This is a genomic window from Mycobacterium pseudokansasii, assembly GCF_900566075.1.
Taxonomy (GTDB): Bacteria; Actinomycetota; Actinomycetes; order Mycobacteriales; family Mycobacteriaceae; genus Mycobacterium; species Mycobacterium pseudokansasii.
This window is the reverse complement of the sequence record NZ_UPHU01000001.1, coordinates 3,818,698-3,839,659: the sequence shown is the minus strand read 5'-3', so window position 1 is coordinate 3,839,659 and position 20,962 is coordinate 3,818,698. Positions and strand designations below refer to the sequence as shown.

20 protein-coding genes are annotated in these 20,962 nt (G+C 65.9%); 8 read left to right on the top strand and 12 right to left on the bottom strand.

Annotated elements, in window-relative coordinates; genetic code table 11:
* Position 1: 1 nt before the first annotated feature.
* The 3 genes from EET10_RS17360 to EET10_RS17350 form a co-directional block, all read right to left on the bottom strand.
* Positions 2-1,303: a cytochrome P450 gene (locus tag EET10_RS17360; protein ID WP_036402629.1), complete on the bottom strand. Its 1,302-nt coding sequence runs from the start codon at positions 1,301-1,303 to the stop codon at positions 2-4.
* 87 nt (positions 1,304-1,390) lie between these two features.
* Positions 1,391-1,771, bottom strand: a complete 381-nt coding sequence (locus EET10_RS17355) for an MmpS family transport accessory protein (RefSeq protein ID WP_036402630.1) — start codon at positions 1,769-1,771, stop codon at positions 1,391-1,393.
* 21 nt (positions 1,772-1,792) lie between these two features.
* The gene (locus tag EET10_RS17350) at positions 1,793-3,034 is read right to left on the bottom strand and encodes an MFS transporter (protein WP_051490484.1); all 1,242 of its coding nucleotides are present in this window, start codon (positions 3,032-3,034) and stop codon (positions 1,793-1,795) included.
* A gap of 95 nt (positions 3,035-3,129) precedes the next feature.
* On the opposite strand from EET10_RS17350, the gene EET10_RS17345 reads away from it, so the two are divergent.
* Both EET10_RS17345 and EET10_RS17340 read left to right on the top strand, forming a co-directional pair.
* Positions 3,130-4,215: an NAD(P)H-dependent amine dehydrogenase family protein gene (locus EET10_RS17345; RefSeq protein ID WP_036402631.1), complete on the top strand. Its 1,086-nt coding sequence runs from the start codon at positions 3,130-3,132 to the stop codon at positions 4,213-4,215.
* A 112-nt stretch (positions 4,216-4,327) separates the two neighbouring features.
* A complete protein-coding gene (locus EET10_RS17340; protein ID WP_122502349.1) occupies positions 4,328-6,193 on the top strand; it encodes an Hsp70 family protein in 1,866 nt (621 codons plus the stop codon).
* A gap of 38 nt (positions 6,194-6,231) precedes the next feature.
* Here EET10_RS17340 and EET10_RS17335 read toward each other — a convergent pair whose 3' ends face one another.
* A complete protein-coding gene (locus EET10_RS17335; protein ID WP_081260364.1) occupies positions 6,232-6,630 on the bottom strand; it encodes a hypothetical protein in 399 nt (132 codons plus the stop codon).
* A gap of 353 nt (positions 6,631-6,983) precedes the next feature.
* The gene (locus tag EET10_RS17330) at positions 6,984-7,937 is read right to left on the bottom strand and encodes an SDR family oxidoreductase (RefSeq protein ID WP_122502348.1); all 954 of its coding nucleotides are present in this window, start codon (positions 7,935-7,937) and stop codon (positions 6,984-6,986) included.
* Positions 7,938-8,020: 83 nt separating this feature from the next.
* On the opposite strand from EET10_RS17330, the gene lnt reads away from it, so the two are divergent.
* Together lnt and EET10_RS17320 are read left to right on the top strand one after the other, a co-directional pair.
* Positions 8,021-9,520: an apolipoprotein N-acyltransferase gene (gene lnt / locus EET10_RS17325; protein WP_081260366.1), complete on the top strand. Its 1,500-nt coding sequence runs from the start codon at positions 8,021-8,023 to the stop codon at positions 9,518-9,520.
* Entirely contained in the window at positions 9,517-10,215 is a 699-nt protein-coding gene (locus EET10_RS17320; protein ID WP_122502347.1) for an SHOCT domain-containing protein, read from the top strand. Before lnt ends, EET10_RS17320 begins: the two co-directional genes overlap by 4 nt.
* Before the next feature lie 7 nt (positions 10,216-10,222).
* Here the strand turns inward: EET10_RS17320 and EET10_RS17315 are convergent, their stop codons facing one another.
* Both EET10_RS17315 and EET10_RS17310 read right to left on the bottom strand, forming a co-directional pair.
* On the bottom strand, positions 10,223-10,897 hold the full coding sequence (locus EET10_RS17315; RefSeq protein ID WP_099188453.1) for an MBL fold metallo-hydrolase: 675 nt from the start codon (positions 10,895-10,897) through the stop codon (positions 10,223-10,225).
* On the bottom strand, positions 10,846-11,931 hold the full coding sequence (locus tag EET10_RS17310; protein WP_063466594.1) for an S-(hydroxymethyl)mycothiol dehydrogenase: 1,086 nt from the start codon (positions 11,929-11,931) through the stop codon (positions 10,846-10,848). The genes EET10_RS17315 and EET10_RS17310 overlap by 52 nt, the downstream gene beginning before the upstream one ends.
* A gap of 146 nt (positions 11,932-12,077) precedes the next feature.
* On the opposite strand from EET10_RS17310, the gene EET10_RS17305 reads away from it, so the two are divergent.
* From EET10_RS17305 to EET10_RS17295, 3 genes are all read left to right on the top strand, one after another.
* Positions 12,078-13,184 carry a class I SAM-dependent methyltransferase gene (locus EET10_RS17305; protein ID WP_063466597.1) on the top strand — a complete coding sequence of 369 codons (1,107 nt, stop codon included), beginning with the start codon at positions 12,078-12,080 and terminating at the stop codon, positions 13,182-13,184.
* 13 nt (positions 13,185-13,197) lie between these two features.
* Complete coding sequence (locus EET10_RS17300; RefSeq protein ID WP_122502346.1) at positions 13,198-14,016, top strand: serine hydrolase domain-containing protein; 819 nt, start codon at positions 13,198-13,200, stop codon at positions 14,014-14,016.
* A 142-nt stretch (positions 14,017-14,158) separates the two neighbouring features.
* Complete coding sequence (locus tag EET10_RS17295; RefSeq protein ID WP_036402634.1) at positions 14,159-14,671, top strand: DUF3145 domain-containing protein; 513 nt, start codon at positions 14,159-14,161, stop codon at positions 14,669-14,671.
* A 116-nt stretch (positions 14,672-14,787) separates the two neighbouring features.
* Here the strand turns inward: EET10_RS17295 and EET10_RS17290 are convergent, their stop codons facing one another.
* On the bottom strand, positions 14,788-15,414 hold the full coding sequence (locus EET10_RS17290; protein ID WP_122502345.1) for a hypothetical protein: 627 nt from the start codon (positions 15,412-15,414) through the stop codon (positions 14,788-14,790).
* Positions 15,415-15,686: 272 nt separating this feature from the next.
* Positions 15,687-16,253 carry a hypothetical protein gene (locus EET10_RS17285; RefSeq protein WP_051490486.1) on the bottom strand — a complete coding sequence of 189 codons (567 nt, stop codon included), beginning with the start codon at positions 16,251-16,253 and terminating at the stop codon, positions 15,687-15,689.
* 1,133 nt (positions 16,254-17,386) lie between these two features.
* Here EET10_RS17285 and EET10_RS17280 point away from each other — a divergent pair.
* Entirely contained in the window at positions 17,387-17,731 is a 345-nt protein-coding gene (locus tag EET10_RS17280) for a hypothetical protein (protein ID WP_036402636.1), read from the top strand.
* Between the two features lie 97 nt (positions 17,732-17,828).
* On the opposite strand, the gene EET10_RS17275 is transcribed toward EET10_RS17280, so the two are convergent.
* Genes EET10_RS17275 through EET10_RS17265 form a run of 3 tightly spaced genes read right to left on the bottom strand, consistent with a single transcriptional unit; the run spans position 17,829 to position 20,936 of the window.
* Entirely contained in the window at positions 17,829-18,356 is a 528-nt protein-coding gene (locus tag EET10_RS17275; protein ID WP_036402638.1) for an Rv2253 family sensor-like surface protein, read from the bottom strand.
* Positions 18,357-18,408: 52 nt separating this feature from the next.
* Entirely contained in the window at positions 18,409-19,359 is a 951-nt protein-coding gene (locus tag EET10_RS17270) for a diacylglycerol kinase (protein ID WP_036402640.1), read from the bottom strand.
* Positions 19,356-20,936 carry an FAD-binding oxidoreductase gene (locus EET10_RS17265; RefSeq protein WP_063466573.1) on the bottom strand — a complete coding sequence of 527 codons (1,581 nt, stop codon included), beginning with the start codon at positions 20,934-20,936 and terminating at the stop codon, positions 19,356-19,358. The genes EET10_RS17270 and EET10_RS17265 overlap by 4 nt, the downstream gene beginning before the upstream one ends.
* Positions 20,937-20,962 lie beyond the last annotated feature (26 nt).

Genomic DNA, 20,962 nt, shown 5'->3' with positions numbered 1-20,962 from the left:
CTCATTGATTCCAGGCCACCGGCAGGCATTTGATGCCGTGAATGAACTGCGACAGCAACCGGGCCGGCTCCTCGGTCACGACGACGTCGGGCATTTGCCGGCGCAGTTCGTCGAATACCACCCGGATCTCGCGGCGAGCCAGGTTGGCCCCCAGGCAGAAATGCGCGCCGCCACCGCCGAAGCCCAAGTGTGGGTTGGGGTCGCGCGCCACGTCGAACCGCCACGGATCGGCAAATTTCGACTCATCCCGGTTGGCCGAGCAATACCACAGTGAGACCTTGTCGCCGGCGGCCATCTTGGCGCCTCTGAGTTCGACGTCCTCGCTCAGGGTGCGGCGCATGTAGACCACCGGAGAGGCCCAGCGCACGATCTCCTCGACCGCGGTATGCGCCAGCGCGTCGTAGTTGGACCACCACCTTTGTCGTTCCTCCGGATAGCGCGACAGCGCCAGCACGCCGTGGCTGATCGCGTTGCGGGTGGTCTCGTTGCCGGCCACCACCAGCAGGATGAAGAACATCGCGATCTCCGACGACGACAGCCGCTCGCCGTCGACCTCGGCTTCCACCAGACTCGTCGTCAGATCGTTGTGATGGTTGACGCGGCGGTCATCGGCCAGTGCGGTGGCATAGGCGCCGATGTCCATCGAAACGTGAAGAAACTCTTCGAAATCGGTCGTCAGATCCGGGTCGCCGAACCCGAGAATCACATTGGTCCAATGGAATATCCGATGGTGGTCCTCTTCGGGAATCCCCATCATGTCGCAGATGATCTGCAACGGCAGCGGCCCGGCCAGCTCGCTGACCAGGTCGGCTTGGCCGTCGGGATGGTTGGTGATCATCGCCGCGACCAGTCGCTGCGCACGGTCGCGCACCGACGCCTCGATGCGGGCCACCACCTTGGGTGTGAACGCCCTGCTGACGATGGAGCGCAGCCGCTGGTGCCGGGGATCGTCGAGCACGATCATCGAGCCGAAGTACTCCGCCAATTCCGGCGTCTGGTCGTTGATCGTGATGTTGGGGGAGGAATGGAAGACCTCCGGATGGCGGCTGGCGAAGAAGATGTCGTCGTGGCGGGTCAGTGCCCAATGCCCGGCGCCACCGGTGAATCCCGGCAGTTCGAGCGCCGGCCAGAACGAGACCGGAGCTTCCCGTCGCAAGGTGGCGAAGGCGCCGTCGCGAAAGTCGTCGTCGCGGCCCCAGAATTCCAGCGAACCCAGATCGATGTCGGAGAGTGGAACCTCCGGTGGCGGCGTCCCGTTCACCCGGGGCACCAGGCCGGCATTGCGGTCAGTCTTGAGGTCCACCGTGCTCCTCCTTTGTCCCGCTTCGTCGGTGAAGGGTGACATTGGCGAGCTTAAACCGCCGGCGGTCGAGTTAGTGACCCGGCAATGTCAATGCGTGCAGACCGTGTGCCCCGGCGCGCCCGTCGCCGTCTGCTGTGTCACCACGTTGCCGTCGAGCAGAATTCTGCAGGTGATGCTGCCCGGCCCCTGCGCGCTGAGCACGAACACCTGAGCCCCGAAGGCGGTGAACTGCGTCGACCATGGCAAACCCACATTGACCGCACGCTTCTGACCGGTGTCGGTTTGGTACGAGATGTACTCGGCGACACCGCTGCCACTCACCTCGTAGCGGACCTGCGGTAGCTGAGGAAGTGGATCCGCGTTCGCCAGACCACACGTGGCTGTGAAGCCGATGCCGAGAGCGCACACCGTCGCGGGTCCGCTCAGGCGTTTGAGGTGACGTAGCTTGGCTGCCGATCGACTGGTCATGGTTGTCCATCGTGTCACCACTTAGGACGGCATGTAAGGGGTTTGGGTCCGCTTTGGCGCCGCAACGCGCGGTAACCCGATGGTGAACATGCTGAGCAGCGCAACCAACTGGATTGCGACCACCACCACGACCACCGTGCCGGTGGAGATTTCGTACAGCCAGCCGACGAGGGCGCCACCGGCCGCGCTTGCCGCGCCCAGTCCGGCCGCGAACACGCCGTAGGCGCTGGCTCGCCGCGGGGCGGTGACCATGTCGGCGACCACCGCCCGCAGCGTGGATTCCTGGATCCCCACGGCCGCACCCCACAACAGCGCGCCCACTACTACCATCGCGGTGTTGCCGCTGAAGGCGAACAAGACCACCATGATCGACAGAAGCGGCAGTGCCGCAAGGCTTTTCCCACCGAACCGGTCGTAGCTGTAGCCGGAAGCCAGAGCGGCCAGCGCATCCGCGGCCATCGCGGCCGCGTAGACCACCGGCACCGTGGCAGCGCTCAGCACGCCGTGGGTGACCATGTGAAACGACAACAACCCGAACGTGGCGAAGCCGGACATGGTGACCGCGGTGAATCCGCAATAAAGCCAGAACCGTGGCGGCAACGCCCAGAACCGTTGCGCTGCAACACCATCGGGTGATGCTGCGGGAGCCGCTGGATCTTCGTAGGAGTCCGGATGCGGCACTCGGACCCGCAGCCACAGCAGCAGCGCCAGCGCCGCCGCACCCGGCAGCGCCAGCACCCCGAGCGCGGGAGCGTAGTCGTTGCCGGTGACGGCGAGCACCCCGGCCACGGTCAGCGGGCCGATCACCGCCCCCACCTGGTCGAGCGCCTCGTGCACCGCAAAGCCGCGGCCGCGACCCGTGACACTGGCGGCGTGCGACAGCAACGTGTCCTTGGCGGGACTGCGCACCGCCTTGCCGACACGCTCGCCGATCACCAAGCTGCAGGCGACCCACAACGCGCCCGCGACTCCCAGCAGCGGAACCGTGATCAGCGTCAGCGCGTAGCCGGCAACCGTCCACGCCCAGAATCGTCGGGTTCGATCTGCCAGGGGACCCGACACCAACCGCAGCGCCAACGCGGCGGCCTCGCCGATGCCGGTCACCACGCCGACCACCAGTCCGGTCGCACCCAGGGACGCCAGCAGCGGACCGGTGATCGACCGCGCGCCCTCGTAGACGAAGTCGGCGAGCAGGCTGACCACGCCGAACACCGCCACGAAGCGCCACGCACTCAACGCTGGCCGGCTTCGCACCGCTCCGATGCTAGAGGTGTGCCAGCTTTGTCCTGGCCTTGCCCAAGCCTTGTCCCGGCTTGCGGCTTCGCGTCGCTTAGGGTGAAGCCGGGAGGTGGCAGTTGATGTCGCAACGGGACGCGAAGCGAGTAGTCGTCTGGGGCACCGGCTTCGTCGGCAAGATGGTGATCGCCGAAATCGTCAAGCATCCGCTGTTCGAGCTGGTGGGGGTCGGTGTCAGCAATCCAGGCAAGGTCGGGCGCGACGTAGCCGAGGTCTGCGGGCTGCCCGAGCCGGTGGGCATCGTCGCCACCGACGACGTCGACGCCCTGATCGCGCTCAAGCCTGACGCATTGGTGCACTACGGACCGACCGCGATGCGCGCCGACGCCAACGTCGCACTGATCACCCGGTTCCTGCGGGCCGGCATCGACGTGTGCTCGACCGCGATGACACCGTGGATCTGGCCGACAATGCACCTGAACCCGCCGCAGTGGATCCAGCCCATCACCGAGGCGTGCGAGCTGGGGCAGTCCTCCTGTTTCACCACCGGCATCGACCCGGGATTCGCCAACGACCTGTTCCCCATGACGTTGATGGGACTGTGTTCGGAGGTACGGCGGGTACGGGCCGCCGAGCTGCTGGATTACACCAACTACGAAGGCGACTACGAGAAGGAAATGGGAATCGGGCGGGAACCCGAATTCAGCCCGATCCTGGAAAACCGCGACGTATTAATTTTCGCGTGGGGCGCCACCGTCCCGATGATCGCCCACGCTGCCGGGATCATGCTCGACGAGATCACCACCACCTGGGACAAGTGGGTGACGCCCACCGAGCGCCAGTCGGTGAAGGGCGTCATCAAGCCCGGCCAGGTCGCCGCCGTCCGCTTCACCATCAACGGCATCTACCGTGGCGAGACGCGCATTCAACTCGAGCACGTCAACCGCATCGGTCGCGACGCCGCACCCGACTGGCCCTCAGGTCACGACGACGACGTCTACCGGGTGGACATCGACGGAACCCCCAGCATCTTCCAGGAAACCGCGTTCCGGTTCACCGACGGCTCGGGCCGCGATGCGGCCACCGCCGGGTGCCTGGCGACCGGGATGCGGGCGCTCAATGCCGTCCCGGCCGTCAACGACCTGTCTCCGGGCTGGGTGACCGCGCTGGACCTGCCCCTGATTCCCGGCGCTGGCACCATCCGCTGAGCCATGTCGTTATACAGCTCGCGCATAGCCGGCGCAAAGAACGGCTATAGGTGTAGACGGCACAATTTCGGGTAGGCGGGCGCGGGGGCGCGCAGCCGGACGGGGACTAACCATGGCAGAAGGACCACGGCCCGCACTGGGTCTGTCGATCGGTGCCACCAACCTGGCGGCGGTGACCGCCGACCACGCGATCACCCGCAAGCCGGTGCTGACTTTGTATCGACAGCGCCCGCCCGAGGTGGGACTGCCGTCGGAAAACTCGAGACTGGATCAGCCCGGCCTGGTCATGAGCGACTTCGTGGACCGGGTGGGGGACCCGGTCGGCATCGTCGCGGCCGACGGCTCGATTCACCGCAGCGAGGCTCTGGTGGTCGACAGTCTGCGTGCTCTGGCCTACACCGCCACCGGTGGGCGGGCCCTGCCCGACGATGTCGCGCTGACCTATCCCGCCCACTGGGGGACGGCCGCGGTCGACGCGTTGGGTGCCGCGCTGAGCCGGGTGCCGGAATGGTCGCACGACGCCCCGCCAATCCTGATCCCCGACGCGGCGGCCGCGCTGTTCGCGATGCGGGCCAACCCCGGCATACCAGCCCGCGGCATCGTCGCGGTCTGTGACTTCGGCGGCAGCGGAACCAGCATCACGCTGGTCGATGCGACCGGCGACTATCAGCCGGTCGCCGCGACGGTCCGGCATCGAGACTTCTCCGGTGATCTGATCGACCAGGCGCTACTGACCTACGTACTGTCGGAGATGCCGGCCACCGGTTCTTTCGACCCGTCGGGGACCGCGGCCATCGGCTCGTTGAACCGGCTGCGGATCGAATGCCGCAATGCCAAGCAGCGGCTCTCCCAGAGCACGGTGACCACCCTGGCCGACGAGTTGCCGGGGATGCATGGCGAAATCCGGCTCACCCGAAACGAGCTTGACGAGACGATTCGCGAGGCGTTGGCTGGTGTCGCCGCGGCTGTGGAACAGACGTTGGCGCGCAACGGAATTCACCCGGCGGACCTGGTCGCGATCATTTCCGTCGGTGGTGGTGCCAACATCGCGTCGGTCACCACGACGCTGTCGGGGCGATTTGGCGTTCCGGTGGTCACGGCGCCGCGCCCGCAACTGACCGCCGCTATCGGCGCGGCGTTGCGGGCGGCCCGAGGGCCCGCCGACACCAGTGCGACGGTGTTGACGTCGGCCCCGCCGGTCGCCGCGACGGCACTGGCGCCGCCGCTTGCCTCGCTGGCACCGGGTGGCGCGGATGCGCCCGCGTCGGCATTGCAGCCCGCGCTGGCCTGGTCGGAAGCCGACGATGATTCCCGCGTCTTGCCGGTGCCCGGCGGCGACTACGCCGATGCCGGCGGTTCCGGCTACACCTCCGCCCGGCCGCAGCTGGCGTTCGACCATGACACGCCCACGGAGTCGAAGCCTGAGCCGCCGGTCATCCCGTGGTATCGCCTGCCGGCCGTGATCATCGTCAGCACGGTCGTCGCAGTGCTGCTGGTCGGCACCGCGGTGGCGATCGCGCTGGGCTCTAGCGACAAGCCTGCGACACGGTCGCCAGGGGTGAGCCCGGCCCCGACTACTTCCGAGCCGGCCCCGGCGCCGCCGGCCGAGGGGAGCCCGGAGCCGGCGCCGCCACCGCCCGGCACCCAAGAACCGGCGCCGCAAGCGCCGCCGCCAGCGCCGCCGTCGACCCAGGCACCCCCTCCTACCGCCGAAACGACACCACCGCCCCCGACGACAACCCCACCGCCGGAAAGTACGGCGCCCCCAACGACGGCGCCCCCTACGACCACTCGGCCGCCCGCAACAACCCAGCCGCCCGCAACAACCCAGCCGCCCGCAACGACCCAGCCGCCGGCCACCACGCAGGCACCGCCGACCCAGCAAGCGCCGGCGGTGCCGCAGATCCCGCCGATTCCGGCCATCCCGCAGATCCCCGGCATCGGTTTCCCGCAGATACCCCCGGTTCCCGGGCTCTAGACCTGGTCCTCCCGCGCCGGGTAGCGCGCTAGTTCGTCTTAGCCCCCCGCGGCTGTCTCATCCCGGGCGGCCTTGAGAACTTCCTCGTTGTAGGCCTTGTCCCTGTCCAGATTCTCCGCGACCTTCCTGTCTTCGTCTGTTTCCTCGTTGTCTGCCTTGGCTTTTGCCGCCGGCGAATCCTTGTCGTCGGCGTATCGAGGATGACCGTTTTCGTCGAGCCAGTCCCCCACCGCCGTACCGGTAATGGTCCTGCCGGAGCCGGGCAACACCAGCGTCGGCCGGTCCTCATAGGCCGTCATCATTTCGGCTGCGGTTTCTTTGGCTTCGTCGCTGGGTTCCGGTACTTCGGAGGTATTCGGTTTCCCGCCGTCGCTGCTGCTGCCGGCCTGGTGCCGGTGGTCGCTGCGGCCGGCGGCCTGCTCGTCGTGCGCAGTCATGCCCGTGCCCCTTTGCTGTTGCCGTTTGTGACCGACCCCTCAATTCCGGTTACCCAATGCAGCGCTGGATCGAAACGCCTGCCGGTACGCAGGTCGTCGTCCCTACACGGCAGCCGCACACACGACACGCACGCCGCGATAGCGGTCGCAGTGGCTGCAGTCGCGATGAACACAACCACCGAGCCCGGTCCGGGTAAACGCCGCAGCGGGCACCGACACGCCCGCCCCCGTCTTGGCGATCAGCGAATCACCCTGCGCGCCAGCCCTTCTGGCTGCGTCCTCGGCGACTGGCAGTAGGCTGCGCTATCCGCCGGTTCCGGCAGGATCACTACCCCGCCGGTTCCGGCGGCCTATCAGGCCGGCGTCGGATAGCTGACCCCCGTGAGACGCTCGGAAACCTCCCAGAGACGTCGGCAGTCAGCGTCGTTGCGGGCCCGGGCGGGCACCTTGGCCTCCGTCACGCCACCGCCGGCTGCCTCGTAAAAGCCCCGGGGGCCGTAGAACACGCCGCCCTCAGCCTGCGGAGTGGTGGCCGCATACAGCGCGGGCAGTATCCCCTCGTCGATCTCCTGCCAAAAGAATGGAGTCAATCGCCACGACGCCTGGTACAGCCGCTGCATCAGCGCCGGCTTTTCCCGGCCGTGCGAAGGTCCGCTGATCTGCAGGTTGGTCTTGGTCAACCCGGGGTGCGCGGCATTGGACATGATCCCCCAGCCGGCCTCGCGGCTGCGGCGGTCCAGTTCGCGGGCGAACATCAGCACTGCCAACTTCGACTGTCCGTAGGCCGCCATGGGGGCGTAGGACTTTTCGAACTGCAAGTCGTCGAAGTGGATACGACCGCGCCGTGCCGCCAAGCTGCTCAGCGAGACCACCCGCGCGGCCGGCGCCGCGCGCAACAGCGGCAGCAGATGGGCGGTCAGCGCGAAGTGACCGAGATGGTTACTGCCGAACTGCAATTCGAAGCCGTCGGCGGTGGTGTCGCGTTCGGGTGGGGTCATGACGCCGGCGTTGGTGATCAGAATGTCGATCGGGCGGCCTTCGGAGTTCAACTGCTCACCCAACGCGGCGACGGCGGCCAGCGACGACAGGTCGAGTGCCTTGATGGTCAGCTTGGCGTCGGGAACCGCGGTGCGGATCTGGTCGATCGCCGCCTCACCCTTGGCGCGGTTGCGGATTGCCATCACCACATCGGCGCCGGACGCCGACAGTCGTCGGGCCAGCCCGAACCCGAGACCGCTGTTGGCGCCGGTGACGACGGCGAGCTTGCCGGACAGATCGGGCACCGTGGCGATCAGATCGTTAGCCATGCGTTTCACTCCTTTTCCGGTGGCGCCTGTCTAGTGTCCTCTTTTCCTCGCCGTCGCAGAATCCGACCGGCATGCTGAACACCATGGCCCTCCATTCGGGAACGTGCCGGCGACGCGTCCCCGGATGGGCGGTGGCGTTGGTCCTCGGCGCGCTACCGGCGCTGGCTTTCCCGGCGCCATCGTGGTGGTGGCTGGCGTGGTTCGCGGTGGTGCCGCTGCTGCTGGTGGTGCGGGCCGCGGCCACATCGTGGGACGGCGCCGTGCGGGCCTGCTGGGGTGTCGGCGGGTTTGTGTTGACCACTCAATACTGGCTGGCGACCAGCACCGGCCCGCTGTTGGTGGTGTACGCCATCGGACTCGGGGGCCTGTGGCTGCCGTGGGGATGGATCGTCCACCGGCTGTTGTCGGCGCCGGTGACCGCCGGCCGCGTGGCTGCCGCGGTCGTGATGCTGCCCAGCGCGTGGGTGGCGGCCGAAGCGGTGCGGGCATGGCCCCCGTTGGGCGGTCCGTGGGCGCTGTTGGGGGCATCGCAATGGAATCAGCCCGTCACACTGGCGTCGGCGTCCGTGGGCGGAGTGTGGCTGACGAGCTTTCTGGTGGTCGCTGCCAACGCCGCCATCGCCGTCGCGATCGTGCACCACGGGCCGATGCGGATGGTCGCACTGGGGTGTGCGGCGGCGTGCGCGGCACTGGGGCCGGCGTGGTACCTGCTGGGCCCGGCGCCCGCCTCCGGTCCGACCGTGCGAGTCGCGCTCGTACAGCCCGGCGATATCGACGATGCGACCGCCCGCGAAGCGGCCAGTGAGGCGATCACGGCCACCCTCGTAGGCCAGCGCCTGGACTTGGTGGTCTGGGGCGAAAGCAGCGTGGGGCAGGATCTCACCAGACATCCCGAGGTGCTGGCCCGCCTGGCGGAGTTGTCCCGACGGGTGGGCGCCGAGCTGCTTGTCAACGTCGATGCGGCAGCGCCGGGTGGGGGCATCTACAAGTCGTCGGTACTCGTGGGTGCAGGCGGAGTGCTCGGCAGTTACCACAAGACCCGTCTGGTGCCGTTCGGCGAATATGTGCCGCTGCGGCCGCTGGTCGGCTGGGTCACCCGCCACAGCAAGGCCGCCGCCGAAGACCGGAGGCGGGGAGCCGGGCCGGTGGTGCTGTCTGCCGGTGGTCTCGATATCGGACCGCTGGTCAGCTATGAGACCACGTTTTCCGATCTGGCGCGGCGCGAAGCGCTGCTGGGGGCCGAGTTGCTGGTGTACCAGAGTTCCACCTCCACTTTTCAAGGCAGTTGGGCGCAGCTGCAATTGGCCGCGCAACCCGCGGTGCGTGCGGTCGAGGCGGGCCGCCCAGCGGTGCATGCCGGGTTGTCCGGCGACAGTTCGGCCTTCGACGTCCGAGGGCACCGGCTGGCGTGGTGCCCGTCGGATTTCCGGGGCGCCGTGGTGGTCAGCGTTCCGTTGGGCTCGAGCACCACGCCGTACCAACGGTTGGGGGATTGGGTGCCGGTGACGGCGTTTGTGGTGCTTGGCGGTGCGGTGGTCGTCGCGATGCTTCGCGCCCGTCGGCGTGACAAACTGCGTGGATGAACAGCAGACGGGTCGCCAAGATTTCGCTGGCATTGGCCATCGCGATGCTGGTGGTATCGGTGGCCGGCTTCATCACCACGTCGGTGGTCAACGCATTTTTTCTGGACAAGTACAACGCCTACGGTGAAGTGCCCGTCCCCGGCTCGGGCAGCATCCATCTGCCGGCGGGGGAAGTCACCGTCAGCCTGCACACCGTCGTCATCGGCGGCACCAACGGCACCGGCCTGCCCGTCCCGCCGTTGGGCATCTCCATCGACCCGCCCGAGGGTGTGCCACAACCACGTCTCACCGAAAGTATGGGCAGCACAACGACGGTCAACAACGACGCGCATGTGCGGGTATGGATTGTCCAGGTTCCGGCCGAAGGCACCTATCGCGTGACCACCGAGGGGCAGGTCGGCGGATACATCAATCCGCGACTGGCTTTCGGTCATCAGAGTTCTTACGGCTATCTGGTGTGGGTATTCGTCGCCGTCTTCGTCGTCGGCCTGGCGGACCTGGCGTTGTCGGTGATGTGGCTGAGCCGCAGCCGGCCCAAGGTGGTGTCGCCGGCCGGGTGGTCGGTGCCCGTCGAACCCAGCGACGAGGGTGTCAAGCTTGAGCGCCTCAAAACGATTGCCGCGTTGCGTGATTCAGGTGCGCTGACCGAAAGCGAGTTCGAGTCTGAGAAGCGCCGGATTCTGGAGGGGCACTAACCGGCCTTCAGTGACCCCGGGCGACCCATTCTTCGTAGTGGACGATCTCATCGCCGACGGTGGTGCTGTCGCCGTGGCCGGTGTGCACGACGGTGTCGGCGGGCAACCTCCCGAGCCGTTCGGAGATCGACCGCAGAATCGTGGGGAAGTCGGAGAACGAGCGTCCGGTTGCCCCGGGTCCGCCGGAGAAGAGGGTGTCACCGCTGAACACCACGCCGGGGCCGAGGTCCGGGGCATACCAGCACACCGATCCCGGTGAATGGCCCGGGGTATGCAGGGCACGCAACTCCATCCCGGCCACCCGCACCGTATCTTCGTCAGCGATGGGACGAAAGTGTTTGTCCGGGTGCGTCATTCGCCACAATACGTCGTCGCCGGGGTGCAGTAGCACGGGCGCGTCCAGGGTCTCACCGAGTTGGGGGGCGACCGTCACGTGGTCGTTGTGGCCATGCGTGCACACCACCGCTACCACGTTGCGGCCCCTGACCGCCTCGATGATCGGCACCGCGTCATGGGCGGCGTCGAAAACCACGACCTCGGAGTCGTCGCCGACCAGCCAGATGTTGTTGTCGACTTCCCAACTGCCGCCGTCGAGTTCGAAAGTTCCATGGGTGACCACGCGCTCGATCGTCACAACATCACCACCGAGCGCAGCACCTTGCCGCCGTGCATCTTGTGGAATGCCTCCTCGACATCGCCGAGCCCGATGCGTTCGGAGACGAACTTGTCCAGCGGAAGCCGGCCCTGCTGATAGAGGTCGATCAGGGTGGGGAAGTCGCGTTCGGGCAGGCAGTCGCCGTACCACGAGGACTTCAACGCTCCGCCGTGAGAAAAGAAGTCCAGCAGCGGCATGCCCAGACGCATTTCGGGCGTGGGCACACCCACCAGTACGACGGTTCCGGCCAGGTCGCGGGCATAGAAGGCCTGCTTCCAGGTTTCGGGCCGGCCGACGGCGTCGATCACCACGTTGGCGCCGAAGCCGTCGGTGAGGTCTTGGATGGTTGCGACGACGTCGGATTCGCTGGCGTTGACGGTGTGGGTGGCGCCGAATTCGCGGGCCCATTGCAGCTTGGTGTCGTCGGTGTCAACCGCGATGATCTTTTTGGCACCGACTAGCGCGGCACCGGCGATCGCGGCGTCGCCCACACCGCCGCAGCCGATCACCGCCACGCTGTCATCGCGGGTCACACCGCCCGTGTTGATCGCCGCACCGATGCCGGCCATCACTCCGCAACCCAGCAGACCGGCCACGGCCGGGTCGGCTGCCGGATCGACCTTGGTGCATTGACCCGCGTGTACCAGCGTCTTGTCGGCGAACGCGCCGATGCCCAACGCGGGGGTGAGCTCGGTGCCGTCGGTCAGCGTCATCTTCTGTTCGGCGTTGAAGGTGTCGAAACAGTAGTGCGGCCGGCCCCGTTTGCACGCCCGGCACTGACCGCAGACAGCACGCCAGTTCAGGATCACGAAGTCGCCCGGTTCGACCGTGGTTACCCCAGGGCCGACCGCTTCGACCGTGCCCGCGGCCTCGTGGCCCAGCAGGAACGGGTATTCGTCGTTGATGCCGCCGTCGCGGTAGGTCAGATCGGTGTGGCACACGCCGCAGGCGCTGAGGTCGACGACAACCTCCCCGAGCCCGGGCTCCGGGACGACGATGTCCACCAATTCGACGGGCTCACCCTTTTTTCGTGAAATCACGCCGCGCACTGTCTGACTCATGGGCTCAAACCTATAGCTCGACGTTATGAGCCTCACCGAGACCGCGCTCAGCGCGTCGATTCTGCGGTGAGTGCGTCCATTTCGGCGGCGTGCTCACGCTGAACGCAGACTCAGCGCCTCACCAGCCCGGTGTAGCGTCGCTGACCATGACGGCAACCGACACCGGCCCCGAAACCGGCCCCGAAACCAGCCCCGAAACCAGTGAGGAATTTGGCAACCGGATTGTTGCCGCCATCGACGGCGCCGGTTTGGCGATTCTGCTCAGCGTCGGCCATCAGACCGGGCTGCTGGACACGATGGCCGAGCTGCCGCCGTCGACCAGCGCCCAGATCGCCGAGGCGGCGGGCCTGAACGAGCGCTATGTCCGGGAATGGCTGGGCGGGGTGACCGCCGCGCAGGTCGTCGACTACCACCCCGAGAAGGGCACCTACGCGCTGCCCGCCCATCGGGCGGCAGCCCTTACCCGAGCCGCCGGACCCAACAACCTGGCCCGCGTCACGCAGTTCATCTCATTGCTCGGCGAAGTCGAGCAAAAGGTCATCGACTGCTTCCGGGCCGGCGGCGGCGTGCCCTACAGTGACTACCCGCGCTTCCACACCCTGATGGCCGAGATGAGCGGTGAGGTGTTCGACGCCACCCTCGTCGACGTGGTATTGCCCATGGTCGACGGCCTGCCGGAGCGTCTGCGCGCCGGTGCCGAGGTGGCCGATTTCGGTTGCGGCAGTGGGCATGCGGTCAATTTGATGGCGCAGGCCTTCCCGCACAGCCGGTTCACCGGCATCGACTTCTCGGACGCCGCCGTCGCGGCGGGTGCGGCGGAAGCGGCTCGACTTGGCTTGAACAACGCCGCGTTCGAGCGGCACGACCTGGCGCACCTCGACGAGGTCACCGAAAAAGCAGCCGCCTACGACGTGATCACCGCCTTCGACACCATCCACGACCAAGCGCAACCGGCGCGGGTGCTGGCGAACATCCATCGAGCGCTGCGACCCGGTGGTGTGCTGCTGATGGTTGACATCAAGGCGTCGAGCCGGCTCGAGGACAACATCGGTGTTCCGCTGAGCACCTATCTGTACACCACGTCGATGATGCACTGCATGACGGTGTCGCTGGCGCTGGACGGCGTGGGGCTGGGGACGGTGTGGGGCCGGCAGGTGGCCACCTCGATGCTTGCCGCCGCCGGGTTCGTTGATGTGCAAGTCCGCGAAATCGAGTCAGATCCGCTGAACAACTACTACATCGCCAGGAAGTGAAGCGCCCGACTCCATGGCCGCTCTGAACGCTCTTGACGACTGGCCGGTCCCCGCGGCTGCCGCCGCGATAGTTGGACCCGACGGTGTGCTGGCCACCCACGGCGATACCGCACAGGCTTTCCCGCTGGCGTCGGTGACCAAGCCACTGGTGGCGCGTGCCGCGCAAGTCGCCGTCGAGGAAGGTGTCGTCGACCTGGACACCCCGGCCGGACCCCCCGGCTCCACGATCCGCCACCTGCTCGCGCACGCATCAGGGTTGGCGATGCATTCGGCGAAACCGCTCGCTCGTCCCGGCGCCCGGCGGATGTATTCCAACTACGGCTTCACCGTGTTGGCCGAGGCGGTGCAGCGGGAATCCGGCATCGAGTTCGCCGGCTACCTGACCGAGGCGGTGTTCGAGCCATTGGGCATGGCCGCCACCCGGCTCGATGGCGGCACGGGCGCGGCCGGATTCGGCGCCACGTCGACCGTCGCCGACTTGGCGCTCTTCGCCGGTGATCTGCTGCGCCCGCAGACCGTGTCCGGACCGATGCACGGCGAGGCGATCACCGTGCAGTTCCCAGGCCTGGACGGGGTGCTGCCCGGATACGGCGTCCAGCGTCCCAATGACTGGGGGCTGGGCTTTGAGCTCAGGGATGCCAAGTCGCCGCACTGGACGGGTACCCGCAACTCGCCGCGAACATATGGCCATTTCGGTCAGGCGGGCGGGTTTGTCTGGGCCGATCCCGACGCGGACCTGGCGCTGGTGGTCCTCACGGATCGTGATTTCGGCGAGTGGGCTTTGGATCTGTGGCCTGCGGTTTCGGACTCGGTTTTGACCCAGTACAGCTAATCCGGACTGCACACTAGCGCAACACCGGTCCCACAGGGCACAATAGACACGCAAGACAACAATAATTTCAGGCAGGTATCTCGCTCTGCTGGTTCGCCAGGTCGTTGGGGAAGACGTCCCTCGTGAACCGAAGGAGCAAGAGATGCGTGCGTCGAATCAGTTCGCCGACGTGACGACCGGCGTGGTGTACATCCACGCCTCGCCCGCGGCGGTATGCCCGCATGTCGAGTGGGCGTTGTCGTCGACCCTGCAGGCCAAGGCGAATCTGGTCTGGACGCCACAGCCGGCGATGCCCGGGCAATTGCGTGCGGTCACCAACTGGGTGGGGCCGGTGGGCACCGGGGCCCGGCTGGCCAATGCGTTGCGCTCGTGGTCGGTGTTGCGGTTCGAGGTCACCGAAGATCCCAGCCCGGGCGTTGATGGGCAGCGATTCAGCCACACCCCGCAGCTGGGCTTGTGGAGCGGTGCCATGAGCGCCAACGGCGACATCATGGTGGGAGAGATGCGGCTGCGGACGTTGATGGCGCAGGGCGCTGACACCCTTGCCGCCGGGCTGGATTCGGTGCTCGGAACGGCGTGGGACGAGGCGCTCGAGGTGTACCGAGACGGTGGCGACGCGGGTGAGGTCGCGTGGTTGAGCCGCGGGGTCGGTTAGCTACTTCGACCTGAAAGAGTTGCGCCGGCGTTGAGGGGTTGAACCCCTTCTGAGGCAGGGGATTGCGCGATGAAGATTCGAACAAAATCCGGGATGCTTCACGACACCGCTAGCCGTCAGGGCGCCACGACAACTTCGACGGTGCTTGCGCCCGGGTCTGCCACGATGGTCAACAAGGTAGCGCCGGCTGCCGAAGTGACTTGTCCGCCTTTGACATTCACCTGATAGCCGTTCGGATACTCGATGGCGGGCACTGAGATGACTGTCTGCTCGCCGGAGACGAAACTTCCGTGGTAGTCGGCTCGCTCAGTCGAATAGGACAGTTGGAACTTGCCTACGCGGAATGCCCAGAACTTGGGTGTGCCGCCGACCACTCGGGGGTACGGTTCGGCGAGCACTGCGAGTTTGGCTGTGTTGACGTTATCGCCGGTCGGCGGGAGTGCCGGATTGTAGACCAGCGCCTGCGCATCGGATGCCGTGCTCGTCGGATCATTGCCGGTGTACGCCCACTCCAACCAACCCATGTTCTGCAGGTCCGCTTGCGGTATCACCTCGGTGATGTTCTGCAGGTTAGTGGTGGCGCCAAACTCCGTCATCAGTTGCGGGATCTGGAAGAACTTTGCGTAGATTGTTCCGTTGGTTTGCGTGATCGCGTCCAAGACCGGGCACTCGACATCTACATGCACCGTATTCTCGGTGGCGCAGTAGTCGTGAAACGCGAAGGCGGTGTGTGGGTCGATCACTCTGCCGAGGTCCGTGTGGATTCCGGCGGCGAAGAGCTTGATACGGCTGGAAGAAGACCAACCTGGTTGGGTCGACCGCCCGGATTATCGAAGCGATCTTTTTGTAGAAGTTCGTCGACTTGTGGTCCTGGACCGGGCAGCCCAAGACCGGGTTCAAGCACCCTTCTCACACGAATCCCGGAAACGGCTCGTTAAACGCCTCGTAGCCGTTACTGCGGCGTTGTTGCGGAAGTACTCCGCGACATGCGCCCAGGCGCGTGCAAAGTGGTCTTCTACTCCGATCCCGTCCGGCGCCGGCGCGTCTCGCCAGAACGCGGCATATGCATTTTCCAGCGCTGGTTGAGGAAATAGTTGTTGGGAAAACCGAATTGGTGGTTGGGCAGCCTGGTTTCCGGCACCGCGCACGCCGGGGCGCCCTCACCTCGAAAAATCTCGTTGTACATATCCTGGCGCATATCGAGCAGGCTGACGATGCCGTGCGCCGCCAGCGTCTGCACGGTCTGCGCGATCGAGGCGAGGTAAGTGTCGTCATAGGTGAGCGGTTGGAGTTCGACGGCCGTCCAGAAGACACCCAACCGCACCGCGTTGAAACCGCTGGCGGCAAGGAAAGCCGTGTCGTCGTCGCCGAATCCGTCGGCGGACGGCTCGTACCGTGGGAATTTGTATAGCTGGTTGAGACCGTACAACACGACGAATCGCCCGCTGGCGTCGGTTATCCACGTGTTGGTGCCGCCCAGTGGCAGCATCGGCCCGGGAGGCATCGTCGCGGCGGCTTGTGGGGCAGTGCGCCACGATGCATCTGTCGTCAGGGCCAAAATGAGCAGACCGGCTGCGACCAAACGGGTAACGTGGCGATGCGGGTTCTGCGGTCGCTGTCCAAACGTGTGGTCGTGGGGCGTCGTTGTGTGGGTAGATGAATTCCTGGATCGAGGCGGTCAGTTCGAGAACCGCGGCAATGAAATACCAACGGCCGCAACGAGTTATCGGTTAGTACGGGTAACCAGCGTTCCGCCCGGTCGGGCCATGACGAGGCTGGCGTGAACCACAGGCGGACGCCACAGCCGCCATTGTCCTTGTGCTCCAATTCGTCTCGCCCTCGGCGCCATTCCTCGGTCGGCGTCACGGCCTCCTGGATGGTTGGGATCGACGGCTTTCGGCCTCGGCCCCCACTGGCCTGCCCTCGCAGTCGACGTTGGCTTGGCCGGAGCTGTGGTCCGGGGAAAGGGTGCCTGGTGCGCGCACTGCCCCGATCGAATGATTGACCTCTCGATCCCGCAACTCAACCGCAGATACGTTTCCGTCGGGGCTGGATGATCGCTCGATCCGCGGATCGAAGAACGGCGTAAAGGGGCGAAGAATACCTGATCATCGACGCCCACGGACCAGCCGGAGATCAAGACCGGGCGACCATGAAATTTCGGCCCTTATAGCGTCGCACACTAAGGCGCTATTCAGTGCTCAAACGAAAACCGGCTTATACCGTACAGATATCTCTCATCAGATGCTAATAAAAAGCCATTATAAATCTATAACCTAAAATTATTGAGTTCATCGATTTCAGCGCGCGGCGCTGGTACGTACCCGCCACCGTTCCCCCGACTTGACAACGTTCCGTTGACCGGGGCTCCTGCGTAGTGATGATCGACGGACGATATGCCTATGCGGCGTAAGCAATGGGGCGTGGCGGCGGGGCCGTTACCGCCTTTTCGGTCGGTCTGATGTGTCCCGCTCACCGGTCCACTTCGAGTTGACACGGTCGGCCCTCCGTGCCGTAAACTGCCGCGAGTATGTTGCGACTTTTGGCCGAACTAGCGAGTCAATGCCACACGTTTATCAGAACAGTCCGGACTTCAGATCCTTCTCGAGAAGGTCCGTTTACTTACGCTGTCTGGCCGAAGCTCATTCACATGTTCAGATCTGACTTGAAATCAGCCGTATGGATTCAGCAAGCCAAAGAAGGGTCAAAACACAAATGAAGTCGTACCTTACTCGCCTTGGCGCCGCGACGTTGGGCTGTGCTGCGGTGATTGTGTCTTCTGCTGCGGTTGCCAGCGCTGACCCGCCGGACCCGCACAAGCCAAACATGACGATGGGCTACTGCCCGGGCGGGCGTTGGGGTTTTGGCGAGTTAGCTGTGTGCGACGGCGAGAAGTATCCCGACGGGTCGTTCTGGCACCAGTGGATGCGAACCTATATGACCGGGCCGCAGTGGTACTACGACTGCGTCAGCGGCGACGAGCCGCTGCCGGGTCCGCCACCGCCCGGTGGTTGCGACGGCGCGATTCCGCCCGATCAGCCTGATGCGCCTGCCAGCTGACCGCTGCCGGTGGTGATCGCGGCCTGACCTGAGGGCTAGCGGGAGGTCCCCGGGCTGGATCGGGTTGGCTCCGAAGCCCGCCACCCAGTAGCTATCGCTAGATAACACTGTCCGGCTCGAACGCCGGCTTGGCCGATACCGGCATATCGACATTTCCTTTGCAGGCGCCGCTGGTGATGTCGGTGTGGAACACGCCGGTGAGGATTCCATACGCTCCGGGTGTATATACCGCAATGGATGTGGCCGGGTCGTATTCGATCGTCCTGTCGGGCAGCAGGCAGTCCCATTTCCAGGTCGTCTCTCGCACCCATTGGGAGCCGTTCCAGGTGTATTCGATTGGGCGCTGGATGAACTCGTTCTTGGCCGGCGGCCCATCGGTCACCGTCGCGATACAGACACCCGCCGCGCAGCTGGACCTGAAGGAGTATTTCGCCCGGTGGGCGTATTCCGGTGCACCGGCTGCGATGCTGGTGCCGGTTTTCGCGTTGGCCCCGAACGTCACGACGTATTGTCCGTTCCAGCTCGGACCGTCGTCGGCTGCCGCCTGGGGAGCTTCCGACGTCACGACACAACACCACGACGCAGCAGCCAAGGTGACGAGCGCGGTCTGGCGAAGTCCGGACATCTTCCCTCCCTGATCGGGTTTGGAAAAGATGTCGGGTTCCGTGACCGAGTCGTTACACCGCTGAGGGATTGGGGCGCAGCAGCTGTAGCGCGGCCGGAACCGCGGAGATCTCGGCGGGCAGCGGACACGCGAAGTCGCCGTCGGCGTACACGTTGATGCCGGGGCACTCGACGTCGACGGTCTTGGCCCGTGCGGTGGTCACCTCGTCCAGTTCGACGTGAGTGCCCTTCATGGCGGTGGGGAAGAAACGGATTAACCTTGTCCGTGATCCCGACGCCACCATGGTGATGTCGAGCAGACCGTCGGAATGATCGGCGTTGGGGCAGATCAGCAGCCCGCCGCCGTAGCTGCGGGTATTGCCGAAGGCGGCGAGCGTGAGGTCGGTCTCGATCTCCCGGGCACCGTCGAGGATCAATCGGAACGGCAACGTCCGCAGCTGCGACAGCTCGGCGAGCATCGCGATGTAGTAGCGCATGCGCCCATGCGGCCACCGCATCCGATTGGCTCGATCGGTTACCAGCGAATCGAATCCGGTTGCCGCCACGGTGCCGAACCATTTATCGACCCCCGCGCGGTCGCGGATCCGGCCCAGGTCAATGGTTTCCGTCCAGCCGTCGACGACGATGTCCGCGGCGGCTTCGGGATCCTTGGTGGGAATCCCGAATTCGCGGGCGTGATCATTGCCGGTGCCCGCCGGGATAATACCCAGCGGAACATCGGTGCCCGCCAACACCTGCAGCGCATTGGAGATAACACCGTCGCCGCCGGTGACGACGACGGCGTCGGTGCCCTTCTCGAGTGCAGCCGAAACGAGATAACGCGCGTCTTGCGCGTCGTCGCCGATGATTTCGACGACTTCCACACCGCGATGATGCAGCCGGGCAATCGCGATTTGTGCGGCCCGGACCGCGGCGCCGTGCCCCGAGACAGGATTGGTCAGCGCGGTCACCTTGCCGATCTCGCGCCGGCGCGGTTGCCGGGAGACAGGGTTCTCGGCAGTCACGGAATCAGCTTGCCGGGATTGAGAATTCCGGCCGGATCCAGGGTCGCCTTGATCGCGCGCAGCAACTGCACACCCAGATCGCCAACCTCCTCACCCATCCAGGGGCGGTGGTCGGCGCCAATCGAGTGGTGGTGGGTGATGGTGCCGCCGTTGGCCATGATCGCGTCCGACGCCGCCTTCTTGGCTGTCATCCACTGCTCGATCGGATTGCCTCGCTGCCCCGCGACGACGGTGAAGTACAGCGACGCCCCGGTCGGGTACACGTGCGACACATGGCACATCACCAGCGCCGGGGTACCCGATTCCGCCAGTGACGTGGTCAGCGCCTCGGTGACTGCGGCTTTCAATGTCGCGATGTTGGACCAGTCGGTGGCGGTCTCCAGCGTCTCGCAAAGTGCGCCGGCCGCCAGCAGCGAGTCGCGCAGGTAGGGCGCGGCGTACCGGCCGCGCTCCCATGCCTGCGCCGGCCCCTCACCCAGTGACGTTCCGCCGTTGGCCGCCAGCAACGCGCGCGTCTCGGCGTGCCGGCTTTCGGCGTGTTCCTTGGTGCCCTCGAAAAGGGTGAGGCCCAAACAGCCGCCGGTGATTTGGCTTTCGCCGATCGATTCGGTGGTGGCGAGGTTCACGCCGGTCTCGGCCTCATCGGAGAGGCGGACGACGGTGGGTCCGGTTCCGGTTTGGGTGATGGCACGCAGCGCCTCGACGCCGGTAGTGAAGTCGGGGAACGACCAGGCCTCGTAGCGCGTCGTTTCCGGTATCCGGTGTACCCGCAGTCGCACCTTGGTGATGACGCCGAAGGCACCCTCCGAGCCGATCGCAAGTTGGCGCAGGTCCGGACCCGCCGCCGATGCCGCTACCCGGCCCAGATCCAGCACACCCACCGGGGTGATCATCCGCAGCCCGAGAATCATGTCGTTGAACCGGCCATAGCCGGCCGAATCCTGGCCGGAGGAACGGGTTGCCGCGAAACCACCGATGGTGGCGAATAGGAAGCTTTGCGGAAAGTGCCCGAGCGAGAAGCCGTGCTCGCCGAGCAGGCGTTCGGCCTCGGGGCCGGTGACGCCGGCGCCCAATTCCGCTATGCCCGATACCTCGTCGAGAAAGTGAAGTTGGTTGAAGCGTCGCAAATCCAGCGAGATCACCGCGCCGAACTTGCCGCGGTCGGGATCGAGCCCGCCGACGACGTTGGTGCCGCCTCCGAAGGGGACAACGGCGATGCCGTGGTCGGAGCAATACCGCAGGATCGTGGCGACAGTGCCGTCATCACCGGGCAGCAACACCGCGTCGGGAGCATCCTGAGGACCAGTGTCCTTGCGCCGCAGCATGTCTGGGGTAGATTTGCCGCCTGCGTGCAGCAACCGGTCGCGATCGGTGGCACGGAAGTATTCGGCGCCGACGATTTCGGCCAGCGCATCCCGGTCGGCCTGCGACAACGTGGACGGGCGCAGTGTCACCTGATCGGGATCCAGTTCGGCTTCATCCGAATCGCCAAGGCCGACAACCTGTTTCAGCAGAGCACGGACGCTGTCGGAGAGCGGCTTCGCAGCGGCGGGATCTCCCCACGCGTTCCATTTCATGGGCGGAAGGAGTTCCTCGAGATGTG